This window comes from Streptomyces sp. NPDC058401 (assembly GCF_042722885.1).
In the GTDB taxonomy this organism is placed as follows: domain Bacteria; phylum Actinomycetota; class Actinomycetes; order Streptomycetales; family Streptomycetaceae; genus Streptomyces.
Window position 1 is genome coordinate 48092 of sequence record NZ_JBHXKA010000041.1, and the last position, 14996, is coordinate 63087.

Genomic DNA, 14996 nt, shown 5'->3' on the forward strand with positions numbered 1-14996 from the left:
GCATGGCACGCATGCCGGGCACGCCCGGCGCCCCGGAGGCGCAGCCCGGCTCGGGCTCACCCGAAGCCCGGGCGCTGACGGCCGCCGTCACCCGGCTGCGCCGCGCCCTGCGCTCCTCGATCCGTACGGAGTACCCCTGGGAGCACCTCCCGATGGCCCAGGTGGAGCTGCTCCAGGTCTGCGTGGAACACTCCCCGGTCCGCGTCAGCGAACTCGCCGCCCGCCGGCGCCTCGCGCAGTCCACGGTGAGCGGACTCGTCGCCACGATGGTCAGGAACGGGCTGATGACCCGCGCGGTGGACAGCGGGGACCGGCGGGCCGCCGCCGTCAGTGCCACCGACGCCGGCCGGCTGCGGCTGGCCGCCTGGACGCGCGCCCACGAACGCCGCCTGGACCACGCGCTGACGGCCCTGCCCGACGCCGACCGCGCCGCGCTCCGCGCAGCCCTGCCGGCCCTCGCCCGCCTCGCGGCCTGCCTGGAGGACGCCGACGGCGCGGGTTCGTGATCCCTCGTCGCGGGATAATCCCCCCGACTCAAGGGAAGGGAATCCGATGCCGCGGATCACACTCGTTCAGGGCGACATCACGGCCGAGCAGGCCGATGCCGTCGTCAACGCCGCGAACTCCTCGCTGCTCGGCGGCGGCGGGGTCGACGGGGCCATCCACCGGCGCGGGGGACCGGAGATCCTGGCCGCCTGCGAGGACCTGCGCCGCTCGCACTACGGCAAGGGCCTGGCGACGGGCCGGGCCGTCGCCACCACGGCCGGCCGGCTCCCGGCGGAGCACGTGATCCACACGGTCGGCCCGGTGTATCAGGTTTCCGGCAGCGATCCATCGCTGTTGACCTCTTGCTACCGGGAGTCGCTGAAGGTCGCGGACGAACTGGGAGCGCGGACGGTCGCCTTCCCGGCCATCTCGACCGGGGCGTACGGGTGGCCGATGGAGGATGCTGCCCGCATCGCGGTGGAGGCGGTGCGTGGCGCTGAGACGGCCGTGGAAGAGGTGAGGTTCGTCCTCTTCGACGAGTCGGCTTACGAAGCTTTCGCCGATCAGCTCCGTTGACCGGACACGGTTGCGACATACCCATCACGTCTGAGTCCCGGAGAATCGACATCCTGAGGCGGCACCTCGCCAGAGGCGCCGCCTCAGGTGCTTCAACCGTGGCGCCAACTGGATTCCGATGACTCAGCATGTCGAGTGCGTCGCGATCCTTGAGCCCGTTGGAAAGGGCCTCTGACCTGCAGGTTAGGCCAGTGTGCGTTATGTGCGCTGTGGGCGTTACGGGCGATATCTTGACGCTGATTTGACGCTCGTGACGCACGTTTGACGCACGCCGCCAGCGATGCCTGACGGGCTGTCAGGCGCGGACGTGTGCCCCTCGCATCAGGTTGTGACCCTGCTGCGAGGGGCGCCCATATTCGCTCCCGGTGACCCAGCTGGCCCGTCCGTACCTCGCCCTCTGGTCTTCCTTCGCCGAATACTCTCTGTGACATGGGAGAGCCTTCTTAGCCGGGCCCGTAGGCGCTCCAACCGCGCAGGAACGGCTGCAGCTCGTCGGCTCGAGGTTCGGGGACGTCCGGCAGGCGGAGCGTGCCGTTGAGTGGGTTCAGCCGTTGCACGTGGCCGTCGGCCCATGCAATCCATGCCTCGGCACCGTCTCTCTCCGGTCCATCCGGCAGGGCCTCTGCGTGGAGGCGCAGTGCGGTGATGTACTCGGCCAGGCCGGCTGCGCGGCGCCATGCTTCTTCTTGCGATGCAAGTTGCTGGGCGCGGGCCGCCTCGGCGTAGTCGATCTTTGCTCGCTGCATCGCGGTCTCCCACTGGAGCCGCTTTTGCCGTGCCGTCTCCAGGTCGGCCAGCCGTTTGCGTTCGGCGGCTTCGCCTCGGAGTCCTACTTCCTGCACGATTTCGGCGAGCTGGTCCTCAAGGGGGCGTGTGGCCGTATCGGCCCACTCGCCGGCTCTGTGCTGCAACCCGCCGCTGACGCAGATTCGCAGGCGTTCGCTGGGGGAGTGGTCGTATCGGGGAATCCTGACCCAGGAGTGCTTCGCCGCGTCCGCGAGTTCCTTCTTCGTGGGGATGTGATCGGCGCGGTCCTGTTCCTGGAGGATGAGGAAATCGCATTTCTGGCTCTGGGCCGTGATCGTGAAGTGGGGAGGGCCGTGCTGCCTGCGATGTGGTGCTGCCGCAGTCTCGGCGGTGCCGAACACGCTGGCATACCCAAGCTGCTGGGTTGCGGCGAGCAATGCGTGGACGAGACGGAAGGCTCGGCCCTGCACCGCTTTCGTCAGTGCCATGGGCTGGGCGTGCGCCTGGAGAGCTTTGACCACGGGGTGTGGCGTGGAGAGCCGAATTGGGACGGGAACGGGTGGCAGCACGGCCAAGCGCCAGGCGGGGGTATCGACCAGCCGGATCTCGTATCCGTCGTTGCACCAGCCTGCGTGCAGTTCCTTGGTCTCAGGGATCTTTCCCGACCGGCGCGCTGCGGCGACGCGGATCGGCCATTTCTCGGTCTCTCTGCCACTGGCTTCGCGTTTGACGATTCGGCCGCCGGCTTCGGTGAGCTCTTCGAGGAGCTGTTCCGTGACGGTCTTGGCTCTCTTCCGCGGAAGGGGGCTGGTTCGTTGCGCCGGCAGGGGCGTGGCTGTCTCTGCGTTGAGCTGCTGGCCGCTGGGCGCGGCAAATGGCTGGGCTCCACCCCGCGAGGGGGAGACGCTTCTGCCATGAGGCTGATCGGGCAGGTGGGCGTCGTGGTTCAGGTAGTACTGGCCGGCGTCGGTGAGAACGGCGGACCACTTCCCCTGCCGCTTGGAGATCTTGACCAGCCCCCGGCTTTGCAGGGCCTGGCAGCTGAGCTTGTGCCCGGTTCCTTCCCGGACGCCGGCAGGGCATCCTCGACCAACCCATCGCAGCACCTCCTGCTGTCGATCGTTTAGCGGTTGCGGCACCCGAACTCCCTACCGTGCGAAGGCCCGACCTGCATGCTCTCAGTCGACTCCTCACGGCGTGGGGCTGGTGGGATTGGAAGGGGTTGGCAGGCGGCGATCTGGATAGACGCGGGCATGGCGGCTTGGGGTGGCTGCGCTCGCAGTCGTTCATTGGTGGCGCTTGTGGTTGCTTGCCGGTCACAGTGCGACGGATGCCTGCCGCTTTGTGAACATCGGAGGAGGAGGTGACTGACAGGCGAACGGGTGTCCGTACTAGCCTGGGCATCCGTGCGGAGGTGTTCCCGTGTCCAGGGCAGGGGAAGGCTGGTTAAGCCTGCCAATACCGCCCGCTTCGCGGTCCGGAGGGGTCGACGGGCGGATCGTGCAAATGTGCGTCGTTCGTGCTTCCGGTGACGGGCGCCTGACGGTAAGCATGGGCGTAAAGACGCGCCACAAGTGGGAGCGTCAGTTCGAAACGAGAGCGGGTTGGTCCATGGCGGTCGTGGCACGAAAGCCGATGGATGTCGTCGCGGGCGCCGTACTTCCCTGCGACCTCGTGCCCCGAGAGGCGAAGCTCGCGCCCGTTGAAGCCTTCGGCACGCAAGCTGTCATTGCCTACCGGTACGACGTACGAGAGCGTGAGCGACGAGCAGCGGAGGGGATGCCGCCGCTGACGCGACCTGATGTGTTGAATCTCCTCATGGCGCTTCCCCTTGGAGAGCCGGTTCCTGCCAGCTCCTTGAGCGAGAGGGAGCGGCGGGTCCTGAAGGTCCTGCCGAAGGGGGCAGCGGTCCGCGGCAACGGGTTGGTTACCCGCCGAGCGGCGCAGCCTGTGCATGTCGACATGGCCTTCGTGCCCGGCCGTAGCTGGGAGTCGGCGATGGAGAAGGCCGAGCGATTTACTCCATTTTGCTCGCGCACGGTGGTTGTGGAGGGAGCGCTGCGGCGCAAGGACGACGCAGTGATGCGGGCGGACTTTTACGGCATCGGACTGCTCACGGTGCACGGAGACACGGTGGAGGTGTTGGTGCCACCGCGCCCCTTCGTGCGCAGGCGTCATACCGTCGCCGGCTGGAAGTTCCTGGAAGACGTTCACCGCCAGCTTCCCTGAGTGCCCGACGGGGCTCGCTACGGGGCGACGGGGAGCGTTGCCCACGTCTTGAGTGGCGAGGGTGCTTGGAAACCGGACCTGGGGCTGGCGCCCAGTCCGATGCGCTGGTTCTCCAACGCGTAGCGGTCGACGGCTGCCGCACATTTGTCGCGCCACCATGTCTTGCGCGGAGCGCCTGGCCGGTAGCCGGCCATTTCGGTGACCCAGGCGCTCCATGTGAGCACAGTGTGGTTGTCGGCCTCGCGCCGTGTCTCGCCGTCGGATAGGCAGAAGCGGTCGAGGCCGCGTCCGTCGCACTGCTCGCAGGCGCAGGTCGCGGGATCGGCGTTGCTGTACAGCGTGGCGAGGGATGCGGCGCCCTTGAAGCACATGAGCTCGGGCATCAGCACGTTCGGGTAGATAGGCCCCCCGGGCTTTCCGACTTGCGCCTTCTGGCCGGGTGGGATCGCGTGACGGAGCGAGCTCTGCACGCCGATGCCGGCGCAGAACGCGCCGTGTGCCATGGCGTCGAGCGCTGCGAGGTCGGTGCGCAGGAGTGCCGTGTGCTCGACGTTGGCCAAGAGGCGGCGCAGATTGGCCGGTATGTCCTTGGTCTGCTCCAGCGGGTCGAACTGGCGGAAGAGGATGATGGCCTTCAGGTGCCGGATCTTCGTGCAGACCGCGATGAGTTGACTGATGTTCTCGCGGTTCAGCCACGTGACGTCGATGGGGAGCGTCACGACGGTGTCGGCCCGCTCGATCTTGTTGGCCTCGCGCATCACGGCCTTGAGCGTCTTGGAGTCCGCCGGCGGGATGTAGCCGGTCGGAGTCAGCGCCGCGCTCGCGCCTCGCACCTTCTGGAAGGCCAGCGAGGTGTCCACGGAGGCAAACAGCTCGTCGGTGGGCACCATGAACGGTTCGTCTGCTGTCGCGACGTAGCTTGTGTAGGGGGCGCTGTCGATCAGGAGGGTGCCTTCGTAGCCAGCCGTGCTGCGAAGGTGGAAGGCCCGCTCGTCGGCGTTGGCTCCGGTCATCACCACGCCGCTGAAATCGTCGTCCAGCGTGTGCCGCGACCGCGGAAGGTTGTGGGCGTTTTCATGGAGCAGTACCCGTCCCTGTAGAAGAGGCAGGGCGGCAACGGTGTGGTCCAGCGTCTTCAAGGCGGGCGGTCGCCGCCTCGGGGAGGGGGTGTTGCTCATGAATCACCTCGCAGAAGAGTCCGGCACATCCTTGTGTCCGGACGGAGAAGAAGCGCACAAGTAGATCTCGTGGAACTCCTCACGACCCAGCCCCGCCAGATGGGCGGTCTCGGTCGGACTGAGGTGGAGCTGCTCTTCGAGCCGGGTGACGGCTCGAGCAAGATGGCGCGGGGTTTCGCGCCGGATGGTGGTCGGTTCGTTGGTTCGGTAGCCCAGGGCGGACAACTCGACCATGAGCGTGCGGTATTGCCATTCGCTGACAACACCCAGGTCCATGGCCCGTCTGATGAGAGCTGCCATGGATACCCCCCACCGCGCCTTGAGGTCCAGCAGGCGCGATACATCGATGCCTGGCTTCAGCTCGGGGAGGACGGCGTCGTGGGGCATGAGGAATTCGGCGGCGAACCGGTTGGCCTGATCTTCCTGCACGCGCCCCTCGCCGGGCTCGCTGTGCATCACCAAGTGACCCAGCTCGTGCGCGAGACTGAAGCGCGAACGGTCAGCGGGAGCACCGGAGTTTAGGAGCACCAGTGGTGCCTTGTCCGCGGGCCACTGGCTCACCGCATCGAGCGCGGTAGTGCAGAGGTTGCGGACCACGACCAGTGCACCGGCGTCTTCGAGCAGGGCGACCATGTCATCGACGGGGCCAGCGGGGACACTCCACTCCTCGCGCACCGTTTCTGCCGCGTCCGCAGGGGTGTCGAAGTCGTTGACCTCGATGCGCCGGAACTGGATACGGGGATGGAAGTCTGCCGCCTGGATCAGAGCTTCCACTTGGAGGCGGGTGAGCGCCAGCGTCGCATGGATCCGACGGAGGGCGGGCGCTCCCAGGGAGGCGCGCTTGCGGTGATGGATCAGCCCGACGCCTGCCCCGGCTGTATCGGAAGTGCGGCACAGCAGGTCGGCGGTGTAGCGAAGTGCGTCGGCGAACTGTTGCACGCGCCCATCCTTGACGGGGATGCGGCCCGCTTCGGCTCGGCTGACGTACCCCTGAGTGATGCGGGTGCCTTCAAGTCGGGACAACTCGGCAGCCAGGTCGGACTGTGTCCAGCCGCGCGAGTCGCGGGCCAGTGTGAGCATGGCGGGATCCGCCACCAAGCTGTTCTGGTCGCGCACGGTCCACCTCCAGCCCTGGCGATGTCAACTCACCAGAGAGTAAACGGTTTTATGCCAAAGAATATTCCGTAAATGATCCGTGGGGTGCTGTGGTTCCAGGTGTATCAGGCCCCACTGACAGCCCAACCCTGATCCACTGCTGTCGCGGGCGTCTCTGAACAGCAGCCGCCGGATCGAGTCGGTCCTCACTGCACTTCCGGAACCAGGCCTTCGACGCCGGTCACCTCGGTCCACGACTCCAGCCACTCCCGTGCCACCGTCACGTCCGTGGTCATCGGGCACAGCGTCCACGGCGGCGTCAGAGCGCGGGACGCGAACAGGACCTCAAGGCGCCGTCGGCGCTCCCGGTAGGGCAGGTTGATCAGCTCGACGCCGTCGGCCTGCAGAACGTCGAACGCCGAAGCGCGCGGGTTCGTAGAGTCCTGGACCTCGAACGCCCGGAACCCGCGCTTGTCTACCGATTGGCGGGGGTCGGCGCGCAGGTTCCGTCAGGCTGAGGACTCACCAGGGCTGTTGCACGGCTGTTTCACCGGACATGCGGAACGAATTAAATCGTGAAACACGGAGACCTGCGGGGCGTCAGGTGGACGGCACCTTGCAACAGGGGCCACCTATACAACGGCCGACGGGGCCGGGCCGGCTTGCACCAGGCCGGCCTCCAACGGCGAGCAGGGGCCTCGCCCCCCCAGAACGATGGATGCTGCACGGCCTCCTGGTCACCTGGCGATTTCGTTTCCTTCGCCGCTACCACCAGTTATGACCAGTGCCGACTGACACTGGGTCATCCGGCGCTGTGGATGGAGGCTTGATGGGCAAGAAACTGATGGCAGTGGTGTGCGCAGTGCTCGGGGTATCCACCCTGTCGGCCGCCAGGGGCGCGACGGCGCAGACTGCGGAGAAGCAGACGGTCATCAAGGCGGCGTGCGGAACCGCACCGCTACTCAAAGCGGTGAGCAAGGCCAACAAGGCCCAGGGCTGGGTCACCCTGAGTCTCGCCGAGAACTGCGTCTACAAACTGGACAAGGTGGACAAGACCAAGACGGCCGGGATTACCTTCAATCGTGCCGCCGGGCTGACGGTCAAGGGCAACCACGCGACTCTGCGCGCGAAGGAGGGCGTCGCCATCGCCCTCGCTCTGGTCCGTGTGCGGGGAGCCGTCACCATTGAAGACCTGACCATCAGCCACAACAAGGCCGTCGGCCTGGCGGTGACAGGAAAAGGGGTCACGCTAAGGCGGGTCCACATCACCCAGAACAGTGGCGGCACCGGCGGTACCGGCATCACGGTGGAGCCTGACAGTAGTCTCATCGCCTCGGACACCACGATGGACCACAACCACGGCGGCGTCGACTCCTTCAGCGGCGGCGGAATGTGGATCATGAAGGGCGGGGAGGCAACCCTTACCGGTTCCACCGCGGTCAAGGACAACACCGATGTCGGGGCACACAGGCGTAACCAGGGCGGGAGCATCTATGAGGGTGGAAACGGCGGCGGCATTCTGAACGAGGGCACCCTCACCCTGACGGACACCGCCAGCGTCTCCGGCAACACCAGCCAGACCGGCCCCGGCAAGCCGGAAGGAAAGATCATTCTCGTCGACTCCGGCCGCGGCGGCGGCATCATGAACAGGGGTACGCTCACCCTGCGCGGCCACGCTACCGTCACCGGCAACACCTCCAAGGCGGTCGACGGCGCCCTCGGCGGCGAAGGAGGCGGCGTCTACAACACCGGCACCCTCAACCTCCACGACCAGGCGACCATTACCCGCAATACGCCCACCAACTGCGTCAGCACCACAGCCCTCCCTCACTGCAGCGCTTGATACGGCAGGCTCACGTCAACCCACAGAGTGCTAGCCAGCCAGTACTGCACCTTGGGAGCGCCCGACCGGCGGCTTGGGCCAGAAGAAGCGATGAGGTAGCCCACGGTCTGGACCGTGGGCTACCCGTCAGGCGGACCGGCCTGTTGGCCTGCTGGCTACGCGACGGTGGGTCGTCAGTAAGTGATCACGACGCAGCCATGCCGCCCACCGCTGCCACCGGCTCCCAGGTCGCCGCCCTTGCCGCCGTCGCCGGTCCCAGTGGGGCAGCTCTTCCCCGGCGTGGCTGCCCGGCCCCCGGCTCCAGAGGCCGGCTTCTTGGCGTTGGGATTGACACTTCCTCCGGCCTGACCTTCGCGCTGCGAGCTGCACCCCTTCGTCGAGAAGAAGCTGCCGCCGTGACCGCCCTCGGTCAGCTCCAGCGTCGGGTCCTCATCGCTCTCCCTGCTGCTACCGCCTCCGCTACCCCCGTAGGCGCTGGCGTTGATCGTGCCGGCCTTCGGCTGGGCGAGCGAGGTGCCGCCCAGGTCGCCGGCTCTGCCGACGTCCCCGCCTCTGGCGCCGGCGCCGACCGCAATGTAAATCGTCTCGCCCGGAATGACGGCCCCGCTGCACGTTACGGTCGCACCGCCACCGCCACCACCGCCGGGCAGCTCCTTACTCTCGTCCCTGAAGTCGCGACCAACGTGACTCCCGGCTCCGCCACCGCCTCCTGCGGTGACCGAGACGGTCATCTTGGTGACACCCGACGGCACGGTGAACTCGTAAGCTCCGGGAGTGGTCCACGTCCTGCTGGTGGCCGCCGAGGCGGAAGTGGCGAGGGCCAGCGGCAGCATGCTGCTCAGAACCAAGGTTCCTGTCGCCAGCAGGGCCGTCGCGTGCGGGCGACGCGGCCGCGGAGTCCGGGCTTTCAGGAGTGGAGTCACGAATCCGTCCGATCAGGCGTGGGCGAGCCAAGATGCTGCCAGCTGTGTCCAACGCCCGAACGGCACCGCAGGTAACGATCTTCAGCTTTCCGGTGCGGGCCGCAGCGGTCGCGACCCGGCACCCTGGGTGGAGCAGAACTCGCCTTCCGGGTGGAGTCACTAGTCGGTTCTGGCACAGGTCTTGGGGAGCGGTCGCGGAGCGTGATTCCGCGTTCGCTGTGCTGCTCGACTGGGCAGCCTTGCTGCAGCATGAACAGCGACTTCGACGCCGATGCTGGCGGCTCCACCCCGCCCTGGATCACCAGCCAAACAGAACCCCCCAGTGACCGACCGATACCGCTCCCCAAGAAATGGGCCAGACCCGACTAGTGACTCCACCCGGACGGCGAGTTCGGATCGGCTGGAGGGGGCAGAACCGGGTGTTTCCGCCCCTGATCCGCGATCGGATAGCGTCCCGCGCGTGTGGCTTCTTCGGGCACGGTCCGGCGGACCTGCATACGACAGCCCCCCGGAGGCGTTCTCCGGGGGGCTCTTCGCGTCGCCGTCGGGTTGTTGCCCGCTCGTTAGGGCAGGCGTTCCAGGAGCCAGGAGCCGTGTTGCTTGCTGACCGGGGGAACTTCTCCCGACAGCGGTGAGCCGATCTTGGTCTCGGCGAATTGCTCTCCATGCACCTGGGGGGCCTCGCCGAAGGTGATCAGGTTGAGCAGCTTGGGAATCGTCGGCCAGTCGCCCAATTGTTCAAGCTGCTCGGCCTCCTGGGCCGAGGGGGCGTGTCCGTCGTAGGAGAAGTAGAGGGCGGTCTGGTGCGTGAGGCGTTCACGTTCCATCTTGACGAGGGCGTAGCGGGACGTCAGGGCACCCCTGCCGATGCCACCCACGACCAGGGGAGCGTCGCCCTGTTGCTCGGCGATCGTCCGAAGGATGGCGGTGCGGACGGAATCCGCCTGCTTGGCGAGGTCGCCCTCGGGCGGGTGAGCGACCACGATCAGGTCGTAACCGAGGGCCTTCAGCTCGGTGCGCAGGGAGTAGTCGTAGTTGTCGACTGCACGGAGGGCGCCGTTGGCCACGGCGGTGGTCAGGATGAACGGCTTGACCAGGGTCTTGCCGTTGGCGGGATAGATCAGTGCGTCTGACTCAGGGCTCAGCTGCCATTCCTGGTCCGGTGCAACCGACATCAGTCCTCCTGGGTATGTGGGGAACGGCGGCCTCGTCGGGCGCCGTTGCTGCTGTCTTGTCTACTGCCGGATCAAAGGGCGAGGTGACCGCTGTACGAATGACGTCCGGACAACGACCGACCTCATCCGGGGAACCAGCCTGACCCACGGGACACGGGTACGGATAAGAAGATCAAAAACTGGGACAGGCAGACCCCTCCTCAGGTATGGGGCGGTGTACCGGACCCTGCGGCCCACGGCCACACTGCCAACGCACGGCACCTGGGCGAACGCTTCGGCATTGCGGTTGACGGTGACAGTTGGGTTCTGGCAGAGATCTTGGGAAGCGGTCGCGGAGCGTGATTTCGCGTTCGCTGAGCTGCTCGACTGGGCGGCCTTGCCCGCAGCATGAACAGCGCCTTCGCCGCCGATGCCGGCGGCTCCACCCCGCTCTGGATCACCAGCTAAACAGAACCTCCCAGTGACCGACCGTCACCCCTCCCCAAGATCTGTGCCGGCCCCACTAGTCACCGTCAAAGCCAGAGGTCTGAACACACGCCCGCCGATCATCTGCGAGGCATGGTGTCGGGCAGGTACCCGAACCCCATGCACGTCACAGACAGCCTGCCGCGTGCGGGGACAGCAGCCAACCCGATCAGGCCATTGATTCGCGTTTCCCGGACACCACGCCGGACGGTTGGGTTTCGTGGTCCGACCGCCGGTGGTGCGTCCGTGCCGCCGGCTGCCGGAAAAAGAGGTGTGGTTGTCGTGTCGAAGAATCCCACGACCGCGCAGGAACGTCTGGAGCGGCTGACGGCCGATCTGTCGGGAGCCCGCGTGAGCTCCCGCGCCGGGGGCCGGCTGCGGCTGAACCGGTCCTCGAACCTGTTGCTGGGGGCGGCGCTGCACGCCGCCGCCCGGGTGGACCGGAATCTGGCGCTGACCGACCTGGAACAACAGCTCGTCGACGTACTGGGCAAGGTCCTGACCGAGGAGGGCGAGGTCGCCGCGTTCGGCCGGGCCTACACACAGGCCACCGCACGTGGCGCGGTCGACATCCTGCCCGAGTCGATCACCTCCCGGCCGGTCGAGGATGGCTACGCGCTGGCGGACCTGCTCACCGAACTGCCCGCCCTGGGCCAGGAGGTCATGGCCCAGCCGAACTTCAGCATCGTCGACGTCAGCCGGATCGCGCCGGGCGAGCCGCTGGACTCGGAGGAGTTCAAGGCGGGGATGGCCGAGTACGGGCGGGGCATCACCATCGTCGACGGCCCGCCCCTGGACCGGGCCGCGGAGGAAACGCTGGGGCACTTCGCCCTGCGGATGCACAGCTTCCACTGCCTGGTGGAGTCGCACGAGTCGGGCACGGACGAGATCTACTGGGGGCTGGCCGCGGGCAGCGACACCTCGGTGAAAAAGTCCTGGACGACCAGGGAGTACCACGAGGTCTCCTCCGGCAGCTGGCACACCTTCGATCCCGGCTCGTACCTGTTCGCGGGCAGTGTCCGCGAGTCGATGGCGGCGGAGATCGAGGTCTGGGAGGCCGACCACAGCGGCAGCAGCTTCATGGCCAGCCTGCGCGACGTGCTGTCCGAGGTGTCCGAACGCGCGGCAGAAGCGTCCAAGACCCTGTCCGACATGGACAGCGAGGCCGAAAAGGCCGCCCAGTTCGCCGCGCTCGTCTACGTCGTCGCCGGCCTGCTCGACGCCTTCCTGGGCTGGATCACCAACGAGGACGACCTGGTCCTCAAACGCACGATCCGGTTCACCCGCGCCGGACTCGCCGAAATGAGCCGCAGGCCCAACGGCGAAGACTCGTGGTGGTTCGGCGGCGGCGACGGCGGCGAACACACCCTGTACCTGCGGTGCGGCGAAGGTGCCGTCCGGGCCATCGCCGACGGCTGGCCCGGCCTGAAGAACAGCGCGTTCGCGGACAGCCGCGGCGCGGCCGTTACGTCCGGCCAGCACACCTACTTCTTCAAGGGCACCGACTACATCCGCTACGACAACACCCGTGAGGTGATCGACGTCCCGCCCACCAAGATCGCCGCCGGCTGGCCCGGGCTGCAGGGCATCTTCATCGCCAGCCTCGGCGCTAGCTGCCAGGTTCCCGGGGACACCAGCAACGTCTACCTCTTCCGAGGCGAGTACTACACCCGCTACAACGTCCGCAGTGAGGAGACCGTCGTCCCGTCGACCAAGATCGCCGACGGCTGGCCCGCGTTGAGGCACACCCCGTTCGCCTCCAGCGTCAACGCCGCCGTCAAGGTCCCCGGCAGCGACACCGACGTCTACCTCTTCAAGGACGACGAGTACGTCCGCTACAACACCTCCTCCGAATCCATCAGCTCCGGCCCGTACAAGATCGCCGCCGGCTGGCCCGGACTGCAGGGAACCGAGTTCACCTACAACATCGACGCCGCCAGCGAGGTCCCCGGCAGCGACGAGGACGTCTACCTCTTCAAAGGCGGCCACTACGTCCGCTACGCCACCCGCGGGGACTTCATCCGCCCCTGACCGCAGCCCGCAACGGCCGGGTCAGGCGGTGTGGTAGGCGATCTGCAGAACGCCGGTATGTCCGCCCACGGCCTGGAATCAGGGGACGTTCCGTTCACCCTCACCACAGCTGGCTGAGCATGGTGCCTCCGGCCCGGCCGGAGGCCGAGGGCACGGTAGCGGGGCCGCCACCCGGCGAGGGTGGTGGCCCGGCCGATGCCAGCGGTGTCATTCCTTGATCATGGAGATCGGTGTGAGCGGCTTCTTCTCGGCGTGGAACCAGTACCCGTTGAGGTTTTTGCGGGCCTCGTTCTCGAGCTGGGTGGCCTTGTTCGCGAGACGGACGTCGTCAGGGCTGTCGGCGCTTGCCTTGGCTGCTTCCTCGGCGGCACGGGCGGGTGTCCCCAGGTCATAGACGACTGTTCCGGGTTCATCGGATGCCTCTTGGTCATCAGACTCTGCCGACTCTGCCGTAGTGGTGGCGAACTTGGTGGTCTCGTACGCGTATTTGGCGGCCTCTGCGTGGAAGAGAGCCTGTGTGGCCTTGTAGCGGGCCTTGTCGACACCGGCCCGGGTAGCCCGGGCGCCGCCGTCTTCCCTGCCGTCGAGTGCCTGGAGTGTGCGGTATTCGGCGCTCTTGGCGCGGGCCTGGCTCTGGGCCAGGAGCTGCTTGGCAACCTTCGGAGACGGTGCGGCGACCCTCTCAGCAGTGACGGGCGCGGTGGCCGCGGCGGTAGCGGCCGTGGCGCCTCCCGCCAGCAGCAGCGTGGCAGCACACAGGACAGCGAATGTGGGACGGACAGTAGGCACAGGGCCCTCCCGGCAACATAAGGGTCATGGCGGATCCGCAGCCGGCCGCAGGCACCCAGCGGGTAGCCGAGATGCCGAAACCTCACGTGAAGATCCAGGTCACCACGGAAAACGAGTGCCGTATGCGGCGGAAACGGGGCCGGTCACGCTCCGCTACATGACCGCTCGCAGTCGTAGCCGCCGCCCGGTGCGCGGGGTCACCGTTAGCCGGGTGGGCCCGTCCTCACCGGTGGTGTTGCCCGCGACCAGCCGCACCTCGTGCGACGGGGCAGTGGTCTCGGGCGTCCGCCGCCGCGGGTGGGGCCGACGCGCCGAGGGCGGCGCCGGCCGCGAACAGCATGACGCCTGCCAGGCGGTGGCTTGGCCTCTTCCTCCCAGGACCGCCATCTCCGGCCGCCCCGTGACGGCCCGATCCCGGATCAACCCGGCCCGCCGGCACCTGGGCACGGGCCGCGCAGGTGATTCGGCCGGGGCCGCACACGGTACGACGAACGGATGGTCGCAGACTGCGAAGGGCAATCTCGCTGGCAGTCGTGGAATGGCGGGGCATCAGGGGCGTGAGGACTGGAAGTGGGGCCATTGCCACTGACGGGCGCCAACCGGGACGGGTGGTGGCTGGATATGTGAGGGGCGCCCGGCCGAATCGGCCCCTTGCGGGGGAGGTGGCGCGTCAGCAGTCTGGCCCTCGTTGATCTTCGTCCGCCGCTGGGGCGTCCGCGCTCCAGGCCAGTCCGCGGAACCAACCGCAAAAGGGAGTCTCCATGAGTGTCATCCTGGCCAAGGGCGAGAGCGTGCCTCTTGCTGTAGCGAGTTCCGGTCAGGCCGACTTCGCCGTCGGGCTGGGGTGGAACAGGCGCGACACCGAGGGCGAAGGAGATGGCCCAGAGTTCGACCTGGACGTCTGCGCCTTCCTGCTTCAGCCGAACGGCAAGGTCTCCAGCGACTCCGACTTCGTCTTCTACAACAACCCGGTGGCGGCCGGCGGGTCGGTCACGCTGACCAAGGACAACGTCACGGGCGCCGGTGAGGGCGACGACGAGCAGATCAAGATCAATATCGCCAAGGTGCCCGCCAGCGTGGACGTCATTGCCTTCGGGGTGGCCATTCGTGACGCGGAGGCGCGCCGCCAGAGCTTTGGGCAGGTCCCTGGCGCCATCGCCCGCCTCGTGGACGGGAGCGGCGAAGAGGTCGCCAGCTTCGATCTGCAAGAGGACTCCTCCACGGAGATCACGCTGATCTTCGGGGAGCTGTACCGGGCAGACGGGCATTGGAGCTTCCGCGCACTGGGTCAGGGGTTCCGCGGCGGACTCAGCAAGCTGGCAGCTTCCTACGGGCTGAACGCGGCCTGAACCGCAACGCCTCCGTCCTGCGGGACAACGTCCTTCCTCTCTTGGTCATGGCGACGGCCAGTGGGGAACCCGCGGGCGCGCACCGGGCGGGGGCCAGGCCGGGCCCGGGG

Annotated in this window: 13 protein-coding genes; 6 read left to right on the forward strand and 7 right to left on the reverse strand. The window is 67.4% G+C overall.

Annotated features, from left to right (window positions below; all coding sequences use genetic code 11):
- Positions 1-2: 2 nt before the first annotated feature.
- Entirely contained in the window at positions 3-506 is a 504-nt protein-coding gene (locus ACFWNV_RS17630; protein WP_383947292.1) for a MarR family winged helix-turn-helix transcriptional regulator, read from the forward strand.
- A gap of 46 nt (positions 507-552) precedes the next feature.
- Complete coding sequence (locus ACFWNV_RS17635; protein ID WP_383947295.1) at positions 553-1062, forward strand: O-acetyl-ADP-ribose deacetylase; 510 nt, start codon at positions 553-555, stop codon at positions 1060-1062.
- A gap of 443 nt (positions 1063-1505) precedes the next feature.
- Here ACFWNV_RS17635 and ACFWNV_RS17640 read toward each other — a convergent pair whose 3' ends face one another.
- Complete coding sequence (locus ACFWNV_RS17640) at positions 1506-2948, reverse strand: hypothetical protein (RefSeq protein WP_383947297.1); 1443 nt, start codon at positions 2946-2948, stop codon at positions 1506-1508.
- Between the two features lie 472 nt (positions 2949-3420).
- Between ACFWNV_RS17640 and ACFWNV_RS17645 the strand changes: the two genes are divergently transcribed.
- Entirely contained in the window at positions 3421-4038 is a 618-nt protein-coding gene (locus ACFWNV_RS17645) for a hypothetical protein (protein ID WP_383947300.1), read from the forward strand.
- A gap of 17 nt (positions 4039-4055) precedes the next feature.
- Here ACFWNV_RS17645 and ACFWNV_RS17650 read toward each other — a convergent pair whose 3' ends face one another.
- The 3 genes from ACFWNV_RS17650 to ACFWNV_RS17660 form a co-directional block, all read right to left on the reverse strand.
- On the reverse strand, positions 4056-5216 hold the full coding sequence (locus ACFWNV_RS17650; RefSeq protein ID WP_383947303.1) for a hypothetical protein: 1161 nt from the start codon (positions 5214-5216) through the stop codon (positions 4056-4058).
- Between the two features lie 3 nt (positions 5217-5219).
- The gene (locus ACFWNV_RS17655) at positions 5220-6332 is read right to left on the reverse strand and encodes an ImmA/IrrE family metallo-endopeptidase (protein WP_383947306.1); all 1113 of its coding nucleotides are present in this window, start codon (positions 6330-6332) and stop codon (positions 5220-5222) included.
- A gap of 185 nt (positions 6333-6517) precedes the next feature.
- Positions 6518-6814, reverse strand: a complete 297-nt coding sequence (locus tag ACFWNV_RS17660) for a hypothetical protein (protein ID WP_383947325.1) — start codon at positions 6812-6814, stop codon at positions 6518-6520.
- A 326-nt stretch (positions 6815-7140) separates the two neighbouring features.
- Between ACFWNV_RS17660 and ACFWNV_RS17665 the strand changes: the two genes are divergently transcribed.
- Entirely contained in the window at positions 7141-8154 is a 1014-nt protein-coding gene (locus ACFWNV_RS17665) for a right-handed parallel beta-helix repeat-containing protein (RefSeq protein ID WP_383947309.1), read from the forward strand.
- A 173-nt stretch (positions 8155-8327) separates the two neighbouring features.
- On the opposite strand, the gene ACFWNV_RS17670 is transcribed toward ACFWNV_RS17665, so the two are convergent.
- The gene (locus ACFWNV_RS17670) at positions 8328-9002 is read right to left on the reverse strand and encodes a hypothetical protein (protein WP_383947311.1); all 675 of its coding nucleotides are present in this window, start codon (positions 9000-9002) and stop codon (positions 8328-8330) included.
- Positions 9003-9640: 638 nt separating this feature from the next.
- Positions 9641-10252, reverse strand: coding sequence for a hypothetical protein (locus ACFWNV_RS17675; protein WP_383947314.1), 612 nt, complete (start codon positions 10250-10252; stop codon positions 9641-9643).
- A 747-nt stretch (positions 10253-10999) separates the two neighbouring features.
- Here ACFWNV_RS17675 and ACFWNV_RS17680 point away from each other — a divergent pair.
- Positions 11000-12748, forward strand: coding sequence for a hemopexin repeat-containing protein (locus tag ACFWNV_RS17680; protein WP_383947317.1), 1749 nt, complete (start codon positions 11000-11002; stop codon positions 12746-12748).
- A gap of 207 nt (positions 12749-12955) precedes the next feature.
- Here ACFWNV_RS17680 and ACFWNV_RS17685 read toward each other — a convergent pair whose 3' ends face one another.
- Positions 12956-13537: a hypothetical protein gene (locus ACFWNV_RS17685; protein WP_383947319.1), complete on the reverse strand. Its 582-nt coding sequence runs from the start codon at positions 13535-13537 to the stop codon at positions 12956-12958.
- 761 nt (positions 13538-14298) lie between these two features.
- Here ACFWNV_RS17685 and ACFWNV_RS17690 point away from each other — a divergent pair.
- Positions 14299-14886: a TerD family protein gene (locus ACFWNV_RS17690; protein ID WP_383947322.1), complete on the forward strand. Its 588-nt coding sequence runs from the start codon at positions 14299-14301 to the stop codon at positions 14884-14886.
- The last annotated feature ends 110 nt before the right edge of the window (positions 14887-14996 follow it).